Genomic DNA, 14,611 nt, shown 5'->3' with positions numbered 1-14,611 from the left:
CCCTCATGGCCTCCACGATGTCACGACCGGGCCGAACCGACGGCACGGCGCAGCGAGGCGGACGGGCTCGCCGTCACGTCCGACGTCGGCGCGCCGTGGCCACGATGGCGCCGACCGTGCCGCAGCTCGCGGCGAGGAGCGCGGCGAACAGGATGCCGAGCCAACGGATCTCGTCGCCGTCGGCGAGGCGCCGCATGACGCCGTAGCCCTGGACGAGCAGGTAGGCGAGCAGGGCGGCCAGGGCACCGTTGGCGAGCGGCTCACCCTCGGCGCGCTTCGCCGCCACGTAACCGCCGATCATGAACGCGATGAGGACCACGGCGAACAGGATCAGGACCCAGTTGGAGCCTTCGAGCGCGTCGCGGTCGGACTGGATCTGGGCCAGGACCGCAGGGGGCACCGCGATGACGAGCGAGGCGGTCGCGCCGATCAGGACGGCGCGCGGGTCGAGCCGACTCACCGGCGAGCGGGCGCCGTCACCAGGCGCCGACCTCGCCGAACGGGCTCGGCAGGCCGAGCTTGCCGGGGTTGAGGATGCCGTTGGGGTCGAGCGCGCCCTTGAGGTCGACGAGGACGTCGAAGGCCGGGCCGAGCGCCTCGCGCACGAAGCGGGAGCGGTTTAGGCCGACCCCGTGGTGGTGGCTGAGCGCGCCCCCGTGGTCCAGCACGGCCCGGGTGCCCGCGTCCCAGACGGCACGGTAGAAGGCGTCCTTCGCGTCGGGGGCGGGCTTGCCCGCGAAGGTGAAGTAGAGGCAGGCGCCGTCGGTGTACGCATGGGATTGGTGGGCGCTGGCGGCAAGGGCCCCCTCGACGCCCTTGATGGCGGCGATGGCGGCCTCGTAGATGCCGGGCAGGGCCGCCCACGGTCCACTGATCTCCATGGTGTCGACCACCAGGCCACCTGAGATCAGCTTCTCCAGGGCGGACACGTCGTTGCGGTGGCCCATCCACGTCTCGACGAGTGCCTCGTCGAGCGGGTCGGCCCCGGCGCACTCCTCGGCGACGATGGCCCACGAGCCGTCGACCACGGCGGCCTCGCCCTCGTCGAGCGCCAGGACGACGTGGTGGGCGTCGCCGGTCTGGAAGTTCCGGTCGGACTCGACGGTGTCGTAGAGGCGCAGCACCGCTGGGCGCCCGCCCCGTCGCAGGATGCGCCGGCAGGCGTCGAGGCCGGCGGCGAAGGAGTCGAAGCCCCACGCGCCCCGCCGCTCGTGGGTGGGCGCGGGGTGTAGGCGCAGGCGGCTGCCGACGATGATGCCGAGGGTGCCCTCGGAGCCGACGAACACCTGGTTGAGGTCGGGGCCGACGGCGGCCCGGGGCGCGCCTCCGGTGTGGATGGTGCGGCCGTCGGCGAGGACCACGTCGAGGCCCACGACCATGTCCTCGATCTTGCCGTAGCGGTTGGAGAGCTGGCCCGCGGACCGACAGGCCAGCCAGCCGCCGACGGTCGAGAGGGTGATGGACTGCGGCCAGTGCCCCAAGGTGAGGCCGTGCCCGTCGCGGAGCTCGGCCTCGAGATGGTCGCCGAAGGTGCCGGGCAGGACGTCGAGCAGGAGAGAGTCGTCGTCCACCGAGACGATGCCGGAGAGCCCGCAGAGGTCGAGCACCACGCCGCCGTGCACCGGGACCGAGCCGCCGCAGACGCCGCTGCGGCCGGCGGCTGCCGTGACGGGCACCTTGGCCTCGTTGCACGCCCGCAGTACCTCGGACACCTGCGCGGCCGTCGTGGGGCGGGCCACCACCCCGGCGCGGGCGCCGACCTGGCCGTCGAGGGCCCAAGTCATGGCGAGGGGCCACCAATCCCGCCCGGCCTCGCCGAGGGCCCCGGCGTCGGTGTCGACCGGGCAGATGCCACCCAGGCGTTCGACCAGTGCGTCGGGCACGTCGACCCGCGCGCTGCCCAGTCGGTCGGACACGGCGGCGGCGCCGCCGGCCAGGGCGATGGGCGGGGTGGGGGCGGCGGGGCCCAGGTCGTCAGCCACCGTGGGTCACCTCGGGTGCGGAGAGGGGCAGGTCGGCGGCCTCGCGCTCGTGGTCGATCGAGGCCTGGAACTCGCGCACCTGGCGCTGCTGCTCGGCGTCGTCCCAGCCCAGTTCGGGGGCGAGGAGCGCGGCGACGGCGGGCGCCGCCTCGGCGGTGGCGTCCCGGGCCAGCAGGCGCGCCCTGGTCCTACGGGTCAGGACGTCGTCGAGGCTTCGGGCCATCTCGTGGCGAGCGGCGTGGACCGCCTCGGCCCGCAGGTAGGGGAGGCCGGGCACGAGCGGCTCACCGAGGGACGGGTCGTCGGCCACGAGGGCCCGCACGGCCTCGGCGTCGCCGCCGTAGCGCTCGGCGAGGTGGGTGTCGCGGGCCGCTTCATCCTCGAACCCCTTGGCCCCGTGGAGACGGAGCTTCTTGGTGAGGCTGCGCTTGGACACAGGGTGGTCCAGGGGGCCGAGCTGGGCGACGACCTCGTCGACGGTGTCGGCGGCCATCTCCCGATAGGTCGTGAGCTTGCCGCCGGTGATGGTGACCACCCCGGAGGCCGAGGGCGTGACCTTGTGGCGGCGGGAGAGGTCGGCCGTGCGGTTGGAGGTGGCGTCCTTCACGAGGGGGCGCAGGCCGGCCCACGTGCCCACGATGTCCGCGGTGGTGATGTGGCCCTCGACCGCGCCGTTCAGGGCGCCCAACAGGTAGTCGACGTCCTCGGCGGTGCACTGGGGGTCGTCGACGGGCCCGTCGTAGTCGGTGTCGGTGGTGCCGACGTAGGTGAGGTCGCCCCAGGGCACCACGAAGACCGAGCGCTTGTCCTTGGGGACCGGGATGACCGCGGCGATGTCGTTGCGGACGAGCGACCAGGGGACGGTGATGTGGATGCCCTTGGCCGGGCGGATGGAGTGCGGGTGGGTGCCCTCGTCGATCGCCCGCACGTCGTCGGACCACACGCCGGCGGCGTTGACCACGGCCTTGCAGGAGACGTGGAGGTCGATGTCGCTCTCGGCGGCGCGCACGGTGGCGCCGGTGATCCGGCCGTCGGCGCCCTTCTCGATGCCCACCAGGCCCACGCCGTTGGCCACCACGGCGCCGTGGTCGACCGCGGCCGTGCGGGCGAGGGTGAGGGTGAGGCGGGCGTCGTCGGCCTGGGCGTCGTAGTAGAGGTACGCACCGGCGAGCCGGCCGCGGGGGAGGGTGGGCATGTGGGCCACGGCCTCGTCCACCGAGAGGCGCTTGTGCAGCTTGCCGATGCGGGCGCCGCCGGTGAGGTCGTACATCCACATGGCCGAGCCCATGGCCCGGGCCAGCTTCTTGTTGATGAGCCCGTCCTTCGAGAAGATCGGGATGAGGAAGGGCAGGATCTTCACGAGGTGCGGTGCGTTGTGGCGCAGGATCTGGCGCTCTCGCAGCGCCTGGTACACGAGGCGGATGTCGCCCTGCTGGAGGTAGCGCAGGCCGCCGTGGACCAGCTTCGAGGACTTCGACGAGGTGCCGGAGGCGAAGTCGTCGCGCTCGACGAGTGCCGTGCGCAGGCCCCGGGACGCGGCGTCGAGCGCCACCCCCGCGCCGGTGACACCCGCACCCACGACGAGGACGTCGAACTCGGTGGACGCCAGCCGCTCCAGCGCCTCGGATCGGTCGAAGGGCACGGGTCCGCTCATACGCCGCCCATACTAGGGAGGCACCTTCCGCGACGACCGGATCGAGCCCTCTCCGCCCCCGACGGTCACCATCTGACTGCAGTAATCAACAGGAATTGTTGATTAGCAACTCGTGCAGTAAGGTGCGCAACCGTGAAGACGCCCGACGAGCTCACCGGCCTCTTCCGGGACCGTGGCCTCAAGGTCACCCCCCAGCGCCAGAGCATCTTCCGCGCCCTGCACGGGACCCGCGAGCACCCCACCGCCGAGTCCGTCTACGAGGAGGTGCGCCGGGACATGCCCACCATCTCGCTGCGCACCGTCTACCAGACCCTCAACGACCTCACCGCGATGGGCGAGCTGCACCAGATCACCCTCGGCTCGGGCTCCTCGCGCTTCGACCCGACCATCGCCCCGCACCACCACCTCGTGTGCGAGTCGTGCGGCCAGGTCAGCGACCTCCACCTCGACTTCCCCGAGGTCCGCGTCCCCGACGACGCCGGCTTCGTCGCCTCGAGCACCGAGATCGTCTTCCGCGGGCGCTGCGGCGCCTGCCACGACGGCGGCCCCACCACCGCCGCCGCCCGTTCCCAACAGCAGCACAACCACAAGGAGCATGCAGCCCATGGCTGACCTGAAAGGCACCCAGACCCACGAGAACCTGAAGGAGGCGTTCGCCGGCGAGAGCCAGGCCAACCGCCGCTACCTCTACTTCGCCCAGAAGGCGGACGTCGAGGGCTACCCCGACGTGGCCGCGCTGTTCCGCTCGGTCGCCGAGGGTGAGACCGGTCACGCGTTCGGCCACTTCGACTTCCTGGCTGAGGTCGGCGACCCCGTCACCGACGTCGCCGTCGGCTCCACCGAGGACAACCTCAAGTCCGCCATCGAGGGCGAGACCTACGAGTACACCGAGATGTACCCCGGCTTCGCCAAGACCGCCCGCGACGAGGGCTTCGAGGAGGTCGGTGAGTGGCTCGAGACCCTCGCCCGCGCCGAGAAGAGCCACGCCGGTCGCTTCACCCAGGGCCTCGAGTCCCTCTCCTGAGGGCTTCGCTCTGAGCACCACCCGCAGCTGACGATCCGTCCTGGCGGCCCCGCACCTCTGCGGACGGCCGCCGGGGCGGGCCGCTGCGGTCGCCTCCGCACCCCAACCCTCGCTCCACCCATTTCGCTACCCGCACCCGCCGCCCGACGGAGACCGACGCACCCGTGACCATCACCTACGACCCCCAGGACCCCGCGTACTGGGACGAGACCGACCTGCGCGGCGAGATGACCCGTGTCTTCGACCTGTGCCACGGCTGTCGGATGTGCTTCAAGCTCTGCCCGTCGTTCCCCTCGCTGTTCGAGATGGTCGACGAGTTCGACGACCAGGACGCCGCCCGGATGACCCCGGCGCAGCAGGACCGCGTGGTCGACGAGTGCTTCAACTGCAAGCTCTGCTACGTCATCTGCCCCTACATCCCCGGCCAGAGCGAGTGGGAGCTGGACTTCCCCCGGCTCATGCTGCGCGCCGAGCAGGTGCGCCACCGCAACCAGAAGCAGACGGTCAAGGCCAAGCTCACCACCCAGGCCCTCGGCCGCACCGACCTCGCGGGCAAGGCCAACACCGCCCTCGCCCCGCTGGCCAACAAGGCCATCGGCACCCCGGGCTCGGCCACCCGCAAGCTGATGGAGAAGACGGTGGGCATCGCCGCCGAGCGGCTCCTCCCGCCCTACACCCGCCAGCGCTTCAGCACCTGGTTCACCAAGCGCCGCGCCGCCGGCACCACCGTGGCGACCGCCCCCGGCGCCGAGGCCCGCACCGAGACGGCCGTGCTCTTCCCGACCTGCATCGTCGAGTACCAGGCCCCCGAGGTCGGTCACGACCTCGTCAAGGTGTGCGAGCGCAACGGGGTGAGCTGCGAGCTCCCCGAGGGCGAGGTGTGCTGCGGGGCGCCGTGGCTCCACGCCGGGGACGTCGACCGCTTCGTCGAGCAGGGCCGCAAGAACGTGGGCGTGCTGGCGAAGGCACTGCGCGACGGGGGCCCCGACGCCACCGTGGTCGTCCCGCAGCCCACGTGCAGCTACGTCCTGAAGAAGGACTACGTCGACTACATCGGAGGGCCCGACGCCGAGCTGGTGGCGGCTCGCACCCAGGACGCGGCCGAGTACCTCATGGGCCTGCACAAGGACGAGGAAACCCCGCCGCTCGACACCGAGTTCGCCGGCGAGGTCCCCGAGGCCATCACCTACCACGCGCCCTGTCACCTCCGGGCGCAGAACATCGGCCTCAAGAGCCGTGACCTGCTGAAGCTCACCGGCACGAAGGTCGCCGTGGTCAGCGAGTGCTCCGGCATCGACGGCACCTGGGGCTACCGCCAGGAGAACTTCGAGGCATCGCGCCAGGTCGCCAAGAAGATGGTCACCGCCATCGACAGGGCCGACAACGACGCCGTCGCCGGCGACTGCCACCTGGCCAACGGCGCCATCGTGCAGGAGACCGGCAAGCGCCCGAGCCACCCCGTCCAGTTCCTGGCCCGGGCCTACGCCATTCCCGAGGAGGGCTCCCCGTGACCGCGCTGACCCTGGACGACATCGCCGATCTGCGCGAGTACGAGCGCGAGCGCGAGGCGTTCCGCTCCCACGTCATCGCGTTGAAGAAGCGCCGGCGGGTCGCCGTGGGCCCGTTCGTGACCCTGGTCTTCGAGAACCGCGACACCATCCGCTTCCAGATCCAGGAGATGGCGCGCGTCGAGAAGCTCATCAGCGACGAGGCCATCGAGGCCGAGCTGGCGGCCTACAACCCGCTCCTCCCCGACGACGGGCACCTGTCGGCCACGCTGTTCATCGAGCTCACCTCCAAGGAGGACCTCATGGCCTGGTTGCCCAAGCTGGTGGGCATCGAGCGGGCCGTCGAGCTCCGCCTCGGCGACGGGCCCGACGCCGAGCGGCTGGCGTGCATCCCCGAGGCGGCCCACGAGGCGCAGCTCACCCGTGAGGAGATCACCGCGTCGGTCCACTACGTCCGCTTCGCCCTCGACGCCGGCCAGGCCGAGCGGTTCCGGGCCGGTCCCGTCACGCTCGCGTCGGTCCATCCCGAGTATCGCCACGAGGTCGTCCTCGGCGACGAGACGCGGGCATCGCTGGCCGAGGACCTCGCCACCGCCTGAGCGTCGATCCCCGGCGAATCGGACACGTGTCCGATCGCGTTCACATCTCGGACACCGTCGGTTTGCGGACGCGCGCGCACCGGTGCCAATCTCCCGCCATGAACCACGCGTGGCACAACCAGGGCGCGTGCCGGGGGCTCGATCCAGAGATCTTCTACCCGGCCACGGACGAAGAGGCCGATCGGGCCAAGGCCGTGTGCGGCGCGTGTTCGGTGCAGGAGTCGTGCCTCGAGCACGCACTGGGCTCGCGCGAGCGTGACGGCGTGTGGGGCGGCGCCACTGAGAAGGAGCGTCGCCGCATCATCCGTCAGCGCCGCCGGGCCTCTTAAGGCACCCGCCGCGTCGCCACCCACGCCGTAGGCTCCCCGTCGTGAACTGGACAGCGGTCCTCGGCGCGCTCACCGAGGGAGAGGATCTCGACACCGGCGTCGCCCACGACGCCATGGCCACGATCCTCGCCGGTGAGGCCACCTCGGCGCAGATCGCCGCCTTCGCGATCGCGCTGCGCATGAAGGGCGAGACGGTCGACGAGCTCACCGGACTGTTGCGGGCCATGGTCGAGGCGGCGGATCCCGTCGTCCTCGACCCTTCGGTCGACGCCATCGACACCTGCGGCACCGGTGGTGACCGCAGCGGGACCATCAACATCTCCAGCATCGCCGCCTTCGTGGTCGCCGGCGCCGGGGTGGCGGTGTGCAAGCACGGCAACCGGGCGGCGTCGTCGCAGTGCGGCTCCGCCGACGTCTACGAGGCCCTCGGGGTGCCCATCGACCTCTACCCGGACGCCGTGGCGCGTGCGGTCACTGAGATCGGCATGGGGTTCTGCTTCGCCCAGCGGTTCCACGCCGCCCTGCGCCACGCCGGCCCCACCCGCAAGGAGCTGGGGGTGCGCACCGCGTTCAACTTCCTCGGGCCCATGGCCAACCCCGCCCGGGTGCGCCGCCAGGTGGTGGGCGTGTCCGACCCGCGCATGGGCGAGCGCATGCTCCGTGTCCTCGTGGCCAACGGGTCGGTCCGACCGCTCGTGGTCTATGGCCACGACGGCCTGGACGAGCTCACCACGACCACCACGTCGACGCTCCTCGAGTGGGTCGACGGCGAGGTGCGCACCCACGAGATCGACGCAACGGCCTTCGGTCTGGCCCGGGCCGAGCCCGAGGCGCTCCTCGGCGGCGACGCCACCGTCAACGCCGCGGCCGCCCGTCGGGTACTCGACGGCGAGGCCGGAGCGCACCGCGACATCGTGGTGCTCAACGCCGGCGCCGGCCTGCTGGCGGGTGGGCGGGTGGACGACCTGGCGGCTGGGGTCCAGCTGGCCCAGGCATCCCTCGACGACGGTCGCGCCGCCGGCGTGCTCGAGCGCCTGCGCTCGTTCTCCTGAGGCTCGCTCTCCGACGCAGCTGACCGGCCCTGCGGGCGGACGGCCTCCGCGGACGCCGTCGTGCGCCGGGTGCGCCTTCGCTCGCTGGTGGGGCCTCGGCGCTAGCCGAGGCCGACGGGGGGAGGGGGCGGCAGGAGCGTGGCCGGGGGAGCCGGTGCGGCCTGCGGGGGAAGGGCGCCGGCGGCGGGGGCCGCCAGGTCGGGTCGACCCTGCGCGAGTCGCTCGACGGCCTCGACCTCGGCCTGGGCGGCCCGGAGGGCTTCGAGCTGGTCGGCCACGTCGCGCAGGCCGTCGGCGGCCTGGGGGAGCGCGGCGGGCCCGGCCCGACGGGCGGTGTGGGCGATCTGGTGGGCGAGGCGCTCGATCTCGGTGACCTGCGCCTGCAGGGGCTGGAGCGAACGCCGCCGGTGGGGCCGGGGGGTGGTGCTGGCCGCGACGAGGAGCTCGTCGGTGAGCACCGCCTCGCGCTCGAGGGTGAGGGCGAGGTCGGGGAGCTGCGGGTGGGCCTCGCCCACGGCGGGGGCGTAGGCGACCCGGGCGGAGGTGAGGGCGTTGCGCAGGCGGCGGTGCATGCGGGCGGCCGAGCGCGGCGACACGAGCCAGGTGACCGGTGCCGGGGTCTTCGTCGAGGCGGACACCCGGTTGCGGCGCCGCAGGCTCCAGAGCAGCGCGGCGATCGAGCCGGCGACCAGGGCCACGAAGCCCAGGTAGAAGACCGTGATGATCACGAGGATCCGCAGCACGCCCTCAGGATACGGGTCGACCCGGGCGTCGCGGGTGCGCCGGGCGGGGGCGGTCAGCCACGCGGTGTCAGGTGCGAGGGATCACGTGCGGGGATCAGGTGCGGGCGGGCTCGTAGGTCGCCAGCTTCGGGAGGCTCGACGTGAGGCCGCGTTCGGAGTGCACGAGACGTAGGCGGGCGGCCTTGGCGTCGAGCCAGCGCGCCACGCACAGCAGCTCGTCGGCGTGCTCGCGGGGGAGGGGCTCGCCGAGCGCCAGCCCGGGCCCCGGCGAGACGAGGGCGCCGCTGCCGTCGCCGGGAGCGGTCGGCTCGGGCGCCGGGAACGGAAGGGCGAGCACGGCATCGCCGCTCGGGTCCGGTGCGTCGGCCCACGAGCGCACGAGGCGCCCGCCGGCGAGCTCGAGGCCGCCCACGCCGGGCAGCTCCACGCGCACGTTTCCCGAGCGTCGCAGCGTGTCCAGGCGGCGCTGCCGGGCGAGGGCCTTGGCCAGGGCCGCGGCCCGGTCGCGCACGTCGGCGGCCTCCTCGTAGCGCTCGGCCAGGGCGAGTGCGGCCATCTTGTCGGCGAGGGGCTCGAGCAGGGCCGCGGGGTCGTGCACGAGCGCGTGGACGAGGCGGTCGACGATGGCGCCGTACTCGGCCTCGGAGGTGGCCCCCGAGCACGGGCAGGTGCTGACCCCGAGCTGGGCGGCGGTGCAGGGGGCCTCGCGCACGGGCGTCCGGTCGAGGCGGAGCGAGCCGCCGATGCGGGTCGAGCAACGACGCACGGGCACCACGGACTCGATGGCCTCGACCACGAGCCGGGCGTAGCGGGTGGACGAGAGCGGGCCGAGGTAGAGCCCACCGTCCGCCGGGGTGCTCCGCACCACCGAGAGGCGGGGGAAGCGCTCGTTGCAGGTGAGCTTGACGTACGTGTACGACCGCCAACGCGTCCCCTGGCGGTTGAACCGGGGGAGCAGCTCCTGGATGAGGCGGACCTCGAGGATCTCGGCCTCGAGCGGACCGGGGCAGACGATGTGGTCGATGTGCTCGGTCTCGCGCAGCAGCTGGGCCACCTTCCGCCGCCGCTCGCCGGAGAAGTACGAGCGGACCCGTGTGCGCAGGTTGGTGGCCTTGCCGACGTACAGGGGCTGGCCCCGGCGGTCCTTGAACACGTAGACCCCCGCGGTGCGGGGGAGTCGGTTGGTGAGGGCGAGCTTCCCCACCTGCGGGTGGGCGGCCAGCTTGGGGAGCGCGAGCAGGTCGTCGAGGCCGGACACCCCGAGACGCCCCGCCCGCTCGAGCAGGACGTGCAGCAGGTCGCCCGTGGCGAGGGCGTCGTCGAGGGCGCGGTGCGAGGGCTGGTGGGGGAGGCGCAGGCGGTCGGCGAGGGTCCCGAGCTTGTGGTTGGGGACCTCGTCGGACAGGAGCCGGCGGGCGAGGCGACAGGTGTCCACGACCGCGTTCGCCAGCGGCGGGCGTCGCCCCCGGTCGGTGGCCGCCCGCAGGAAGCGCAGGTCGTACGAGACGTTGTGGCCGACGATGACGGCGTCGCCGATGAACTCGAGCAGCGTGGGCAGCACCGACTCGATGCGGGGTGCGGGCAGCACCATGGCCTGGGTGATGCCGGTGAGCATCGTGATGGTCGGCGGGATGGCGGCGCCGGGGTTGACCAACGTCTGGAAGGTGCCGAGGCACTCGCCGCCCCGCAGCTTCACGGCGCCGATCTCGGTGATGCCCACGTCCTCGGCGAGGCCGCCGGTGGTCTCGAGGTCGATCACGCAGAACGTGACGTCGATGAGCGGCGTCCCCAGGTCATCGAACGTACGTTGCATCGACACAGTGAAGCGAACGGATGTTCGTTGCGCAAGTGGCCCTATGCTCGACGCCGTGGCCGACGACGACGTCCTCCCGCAGCGCTACCGCTGCGACTCCTGCGGCAACCTCACGCGGTTCGACGTCACCAGCACCCGGCGAACGAAGGCCTTCCACCACTACACGGTGGGGGGCGAGCTCGACATCGAGGAGGAGCAGGTCCTCGACGAGGTGATCGAGGACGTGGCCTGCCGCTGGTGCGGGACCAGCGCCTCGGTGCGCCCCGTCAGCGACTGAGGCGCTCGCGCAGCTGCACGTAGACCTCGGTGCCGGTGAGGGCCTCGAGCTCGTCGGCCAGGGTCTCGACCACCGGGCGGTCGCCGGCGAAGGCCTCGGGGGCCTCGTGCGCCTCGGTGCAGCACCACGCCATGGTGTCGCCCTCGTCGCCCCAGTCCGAGCGCGTCCACCGTCGCACCGTCGCCACCTCCGTGCCGTCGGGTGCGTCCGCCCAGTCGATGCGCAGCGGGAGCTGCCAGCACACCGACGGCTTCCACTCGGTGACGGGCTCGCCTTCGGCCACCGCGGCGAGGTGCAGGGCGCAGCCGGCGCCGCCGGCGAAGCCCGGCCGGTTGAGGAAGATGCAGGCGCCGTCGACCACCCGGGTGTGGTTGCGCTCGTCGTCGCGGTAGATGCCGCCCTCGGCGGCCTCGCGGTGGTGCTGGAAGAGCTCGTCCGGGAGCATCGTGGCCAGCGCCCCGATGGTGCGGGCCTCGTCGCCGTCATCCAGGCCAGCACCCACCGAGCAGCACCCCTGGCCCAGTGCCTCGGCGGGCTCGTCGAGGATGCCCTGGCACCCGTTTCCCCAGAGGCAGGTCCAGCGGGAGGTGAGGAACGCCCGCTCGAAGCGCCACGTCACCTCACCGTCGGCCACGTCCACGAGCTCGTCGGGGTCACGGGTCGACATGGCCCCATGATGGCCCCGGCGAGCACGAGTCCATCATGAGTGTCATACCCCCTGGGGAAGATGGGGCCATGGAGGACAACACGGTGCGAATCGATTGCGACGACTGCGTGATGCAGCACACGTCCACGTGTGACGACTGCATCGTCACCTTCCTCATCAACCGCGAGCCCGACGACGCGGTGGTGATCGACGTGGCCGAGGTGCGGGCGGTGCGCCTGCTCCAGGACGCCGGCATGGTGCCGGAGTTGCGCCACGTCCCTCGCACGGGCTGATCTGATCGGGTGATCGACGCGCTCGCGGCGGTGGGCCGGGCGGCGGGCCTGGATGCCGTCGGCGTGGCCCCGGCCACCCCGTTCGAGCGGACGCGGCGCGACCTCGACGAGCGCAAGGCCCAGGGGTTGGCCGCCGGCATGCAGTTCACCTACCGCCGGCCCGAACGATCGACCGACCCCGGCCAGGCCCTCCCCGGGGCCCGGGCGCTGGTGGTCGGAGCGCGGTCCTACGCCCACGAGTCGGCCGAGGGGCCCCAGGACGTGCCCGCCGCCCGTCCATCCGGCCGGGTGGCCCGGTACGCCCGCCACGACCACTACGCCACCCTCCGGGCGGGACTCGATGCGATGGCCGCCCACCTCCAGGATCAGGGGTGGCGCACACGGGTGCTCGTCGACGACAACGCCCTGGTCGACCGCGAAGCGGCGGTGCGGGCCGGGCTCGGGTGGTACGGCAAGAACGCCAACGTGCTGCTGCCCGGCCGGGGCAGTTGGTTCGTGCTCGGCTCGGTGGTCACCGACGCCGCACTGACGCCCGCCGTCAAGCCGGTGCCCGACGGGTGCGGCACCTGCACGCGGTGCCTCGACGGGTGTCCCACCGGGGCCATCGTCGCTCCCGGGGTGATCGACGCGCGACGTTGCCTGGCGTGGCTGGTGCAGGCGCCCGGCCCCTTCCCGGTCGAGCACCGGGTGGCGCTCGGCAACCGCATCTACGGGTGTGACGACTGCCAGGAGGTGTGCCCGCCCAACCGCCGCACCGATCGGCGCGAGTCCGCCGAGGTCGACCCCGACGGCACGGCCTCGGTCGATCTCGTCGCCCTGCTCGACGCCGACGACGCCACCCTGCTCGCCCGACACGGACGTTGGTACATCGCCGACCGGGACCCCCGCCACCTCCGCCGCAACGCCCTGCTCGCCCTGGGCAACACCGCGGACCCCGGCGACGCCGAGGTCCGGCGCGTCGTCGACCGGGCCCGGGCCGGCGACGACGCGCTGCTCCGCGAGCACGCCACCTGGGCCGCCGAGCGGCTGGCGGCCCGCGCCGGCCGTCACGCCGTGCGGGTCGAGGTGGGCCGGTGAGGCACCACCTCCTGGTCACCAACGACTTCCCGCCCAAGGTGGGTGGCATCCAGTCGTACCTGTGGGAGCTGTGGCGCCGGCTCCCGCCCGAGTCCACCACCGTGCTCACCACGCCCTACGACGGCGCCACCGAGTGGGACGCGGCCCAGGCCTACCGGGTCGAGCGCACCCGTGAACCGGTGCTGTTGCCCAACCCGCTGCTGGTGCGCCACATCGACCGGCTCGCCGCCGAGGTCGACGCCGATCTCGTCCTGCTCGATCCCGCGCTGCCCGTGGGCCTCGTCGGCCCCCACCTCGAGCGGCCCTACGGCGTCATCCTCCACGGCGCCGAGGTCACCATCCCGGGGCGGCTCCCGGGCACCAACCTCGCCCTGCGCCGCGTGCTGCGCGGCGCTGAGGTGGTGATCGCCGCCGGTGGCTACCCGGCCGCCGAGGGCGAGCGGGCCGCCGGCCGGTCGTTGCCCACCACGATCGTGCCGCCCGGGGTCGACGTCGAGCGGTTCCGTCCCCTCGACGACGAGCAGCGCCTCGCCGCCCGCCGTCGACTCGACCTCCCCGAGGACGCCCGTCTCGTGGTCAGCCTCAGTCGCCTCGTCCCCCGGAAGGGGATGGACGTGCTCATCCGCAGCGCGGCGCGGCTGGCGGAAGGTCGGCCCGACCTCCTGGTGGCCATCGCCGGCAGCGGCCGGGACCGCGCCCGGCTCGATCGCCTCGTGGCGGACACGGGCGCCCCCGTGCGGCTGCTCGGGCGGGTGCCCGACGACGACCTGCCCGACCTCTACGGTTGCGCCGACGTGTTCGCCATGCTCTGCCGCAGCCGCTGGGCCGGCCTCGAGCAGGAGGGCTTCGGCATCGTGTTCCTCGAGGCGGCGGCGGCGGGCGTCGCCCAGGTGGCAGGGGAGAGCGGAGGTTCGGCCGAGGCCGTGGTAGACGGGGACACCGGCCTCGTCGTCGGGGACCCCCACGACGTGGACGAGGTCACCGCGGCCCTCGCCGCCCTCCTCGACGACCCCGAGCGTCGCCGCCGCATGGGCGAGGCCGCCCGGGCGCGGGCCGAGGCCGAGTTCGCCTACGAGGTGCTGGTCGAGCGCCTCGCCGGAGCCCTCCCGTGAGCGACGTGGCACCGGGCGCGAGCGGGGATGAACCCGTCGAGGACGCCCCCACCCCGGGGTCCCGCATCGTCCTCGTCAGCCGGGTGGGCACCGCCGCGTTCGTCGCCACCGCGATCGCCGCGGTGATCGATGGCGACGTCTTCGGCCTCGTCGCCGTCGCGGTCGCGCTGGTCCTGTTCCTCATCGGCTGCGTGGTCTTCCTGTGGGCCTTCGGGATCGCGGTGGGCCGGAGCCGCACCGACGCCATCGGCATCGGCGGCCTCTACTTCCTCCAGGGCAGCGCGCCGCGGGCCGTGCAGGTGGCCTTGCTCGTGCCCTTCGGGGTCCAGGTCGCCGTGGCCCTGGTGACGGCCGGGCTGCGCCCGTTCACCAGCCTGGCCTTCGGTGTGCTCGTGCCGATGTTCGGCCTCGCCCAGGCCGGGCTCTGGGGCGCCCGCTACGGCCACTTCGGCCCGCGCTTCGACGACGAGAAGCCGGGCGGCACGGCGCCCTCCAAGTAGGA

At 73.1% G+C, this 14,611-nt stretch carries 17 protein-coding genes; 11 read left to right on the top strand and 6 right to left on the bottom strand.

Annotated features, from left to right (window positions below; translation table 11 throughout):
• Positions 1 to 73: 73 nt before the first annotated feature.
• The 3 genes from JNK12_21040 to JNK12_21030 are packed head-to-tail and all read right to left on the bottom strand — an operon-like array spanning position 74 to position 3,636.
• Positions 74 to 460, bottom strand: coding sequence for a TIGR04086 family membrane protein (locus JNK12_21040; protein ID MBL8778438.1), 387 nt, complete (start codon positions 458 to 460; stop codon positions 74 to 76).
• 16 nt (positions 461 to 476) lie between these two features.
• Positions 477 to 1,982, bottom strand: coding sequence for an FAD-binding oxidoreductase (locus JNK12_21035; protein ID MBL8778437.1), 1,506 nt, complete (start codon positions 1,980 to 1,982; stop codon positions 477 to 479).
• Positions 1,975 to 3,636 (bottom strand): glycerol-3-phosphate dehydrogenase/oxidase, encoded by a 1,662-nt coding sequence (locus JNK12_21030; protein MBL8778436.1) that lies wholly within the window; start codon positions 3,634 to 3,636, stop codon positions 1,975 to 1,977. Before JNK12_21030 ends, JNK12_21035 begins: the two co-directional genes overlap by 8 nt.
• A gap of 132 nt (positions 3,637 to 3,768) precedes the next feature.
• Here JNK12_21030 and JNK12_21025 point away from each other — a divergent pair, with 132 nt between their 5' ends.
• The 6 genes from JNK12_21025 to trpD all read left to right on the top strand — a co-directional run bounded on the left by JNK12_21025 (position 3,769) and on the right by trpD (position 8,148).
• A complete protein-coding gene (locus tag JNK12_21025; protein MBL8778435.1) occupies positions 3,769 to 4,248 on the top strand; it encodes a transcriptional repressor in 480 nt (159 codons plus the stop codon).
• A complete protein-coding gene (locus JNK12_21020; protein ID MBL8778434.1) occupies positions 4,241 to 4,660 on the top strand; it encodes a rubrerythrin family protein in 420 nt (139 codons plus the stop codon). The genes JNK12_21025 and JNK12_21020 overlap by 8 nt, the downstream gene beginning before the upstream one ends.
• A 164-nt stretch (positions 4,661 to 4,824) precedes the next feature.
• A complete protein-coding gene (locus tag JNK12_21015) occupies positions 4,825 to 6,171 on the top strand; it encodes a 4Fe-4S dicluster domain-containing protein (GenBank protein MBL8778433.1) in 1,347 nt (448 codons plus the stop codon).
• Positions 6,168 to 6,767, top strand: a complete 600-nt coding sequence (locus JNK12_21010) for a DUF3501 family protein (protein MBL8778432.1) — start codon at positions 6,168 to 6,170, stop codon at positions 6,765 to 6,767. The genes JNK12_21015 and JNK12_21010 overlap by 4 nt, the downstream gene beginning before the upstream one ends.
• A 98-nt stretch (positions 6,768 to 6,865) precedes the next feature.
• Positions 6,866 to 7,096: a WhiB family transcriptional regulator gene (locus JNK12_21005; GenBank protein ID MBL8778431.1), complete on the top strand. Its 231-nt coding sequence runs from the start codon at positions 6,866 to 6,868 to the stop codon at positions 7,094 to 7,096.
• Between the two features lie 41 nt (positions 7,097 to 7,137).
• Entirely contained in the window at positions 7,138 to 8,148 is a 1,011-nt protein-coding gene (gene trpD / locus JNK12_21000) for an anthranilate phosphoribosyltransferase (protein MBL8778430.1), read from the top strand.
• Positions 8,149 to 8,249: 101 nt separating this feature from the next.
• Here trpD and JNK12_20995 read toward each other — a convergent pair whose 3' ends face one another.
• Both JNK12_20995 and JNK12_20990 read right to left on the bottom strand, forming a co-directional pair.
• Positions 8,250 to 8,891: a hypothetical protein gene (locus JNK12_20995; GenBank protein MBL8778429.1), complete on the bottom strand. Its 642-nt coding sequence runs from the start codon at positions 8,889 to 8,891 to the stop codon at positions 8,250 to 8,252.
• Between the two features lie 94 nt (positions 8,892 to 8,985).
• A complete protein-coding gene (locus JNK12_20990; GenBank protein ID MBL8778428.1) occupies positions 8,986 to 10,704 on the bottom strand; it encodes a DEDD exonuclease domain-containing protein in 1,719 nt (572 codons plus the stop codon).
• A 43-nt stretch (positions 10,705 to 10,747) separates the two neighbouring features.
• On the opposite strand from JNK12_20990, the gene JNK12_20985 reads away from it, so the two are divergent.
• Complete coding sequence (locus JNK12_20985; GenBank protein MBL8778427.1) at positions 10,748 to 10,981, top strand: hypothetical protein; 234 nt, start codon at positions 10,748 to 10,750, stop codon at positions 10,979 to 10,981.
• Here JNK12_20985 and JNK12_20980 read toward each other — a convergent pair.
• A complete protein-coding gene (locus JNK12_20980) occupies positions 10,971 to 11,648 on the bottom strand; it encodes a hypothetical protein (protein ID MBL8778426.1) in 678 nt (225 codons plus the stop codon). The genes JNK12_20985 and JNK12_20980 overlap by 11 nt on opposite strands.
• Positions 11,649 to 11,716: 68 nt before the next feature.
• On the opposite strand from JNK12_20980, the gene JNK12_20975 reads away from it, so the two are divergent.
• The 4 genes from JNK12_20975 to JNK12_20960 are packed head-to-tail and all read left to right on the top strand — an operon-like array spanning position 11,717 to position 14,609.
• On the top strand, positions 11,717 to 11,920 hold the full coding sequence (locus JNK12_20975) for a hypothetical protein (GenBank protein ID MBL8778425.1): 204 nt from the start codon (positions 11,717 to 11,719) through the stop codon (positions 11,918 to 11,920).
• A 9-nt stretch (positions 11,921 to 11,929) separates the two neighbouring features.
• Positions 11,930 to 12,997, top strand: coding sequence for a tRNA epoxyqueuosine(34) reductase QueG (gene queG, locus JNK12_20970; GenBank protein ID MBL8778424.1), 1,068 nt, complete (start codon positions 11,930 to 11,932; stop codon positions 12,995 to 12,997).
• A complete protein-coding gene (locus JNK12_20965) occupies positions 12,994 to 14,109 on the top strand; it encodes a glycosyltransferase family 4 protein (GenBank protein ID MBL8778423.1) in 1,116 nt (371 codons plus the stop codon). The genes queG and JNK12_20965 overlap by 4 nt, the downstream gene beginning before the upstream one ends.
• Entirely contained in the window at positions 14,106 to 14,609 is a 504-nt protein-coding gene (locus tag JNK12_20960) for a hypothetical protein (GenBank protein ID MBL8778422.1), read from the top strand. The genes JNK12_20965 and JNK12_20960 overlap by 4 nt, the downstream gene beginning before the upstream one ends.
• The last annotated feature ends 2 nt before the right edge of the window (positions 14,610 to 14,611 follow it).

The sequence above is a fragment of the Acidimicrobiales bacterium genome, from assembly GCA_016794585.1.
In the GTDB taxonomy this organism is placed as follows: Bacteria; Actinomycetota; Acidimicrobiia; order Acidimicrobiales; family DATDAH01; genus JAEUJM01.
This window is presented reverse-complemented; position numbering and strand designations above follow the sequence as displayed.

Bases quoted from the DNA above. Each gene is read 5' to 3' on its own strand.
- JNK12_21030 (MBL8778436.1), bottom strand. From the start codon at position 3,636: ATGAGCGGACCCGTGCCCTTCGACCGATCCGAGGCGCTGGAGCGGCTG.
- JNK12_21020 (MBL8778434.1), top strand. From the start codon at position 4,241: ATGGCTGACCTGAAAGGCACCCAGACCCACGAGAACCTGAAGGAGGCG.
- JNK12_21005 (MBL8778431.1), top strand. From the start codon at position 6,866: ATGAACCACGCGTGGCACAACCAGGGCGCGTGCCGGGGGCTCGATCCA.
- JNK12_20990 (MBL8778428.1), bottom strand. From the start codon at position 10,704: ATGCAACGTACGTTCGATGACCTGGGGACGCCGCTCATCGACGTCACG.
- JNK12_20985 (MBL8778427.1), top strand. From the start codon at position 10,748: ATGCTCGACGCCGTGGCCGACGACGACGTCCTCCCGCAGCGCTACCGC.
- JNK12_20980 (MBL8778426.1), bottom strand. From the start codon at position 11,648: ATGTCGACCCGTGACCCCGACGAGCTCGTGGACGTGGCCGACGGTGAG.
- JNK12_20975 (MBL8778425.1), top strand. From the start codon at position 11,717: ATGGAGGACAACACGGTGCGAATCGATTGCGACGACTGCGTGATGCAG.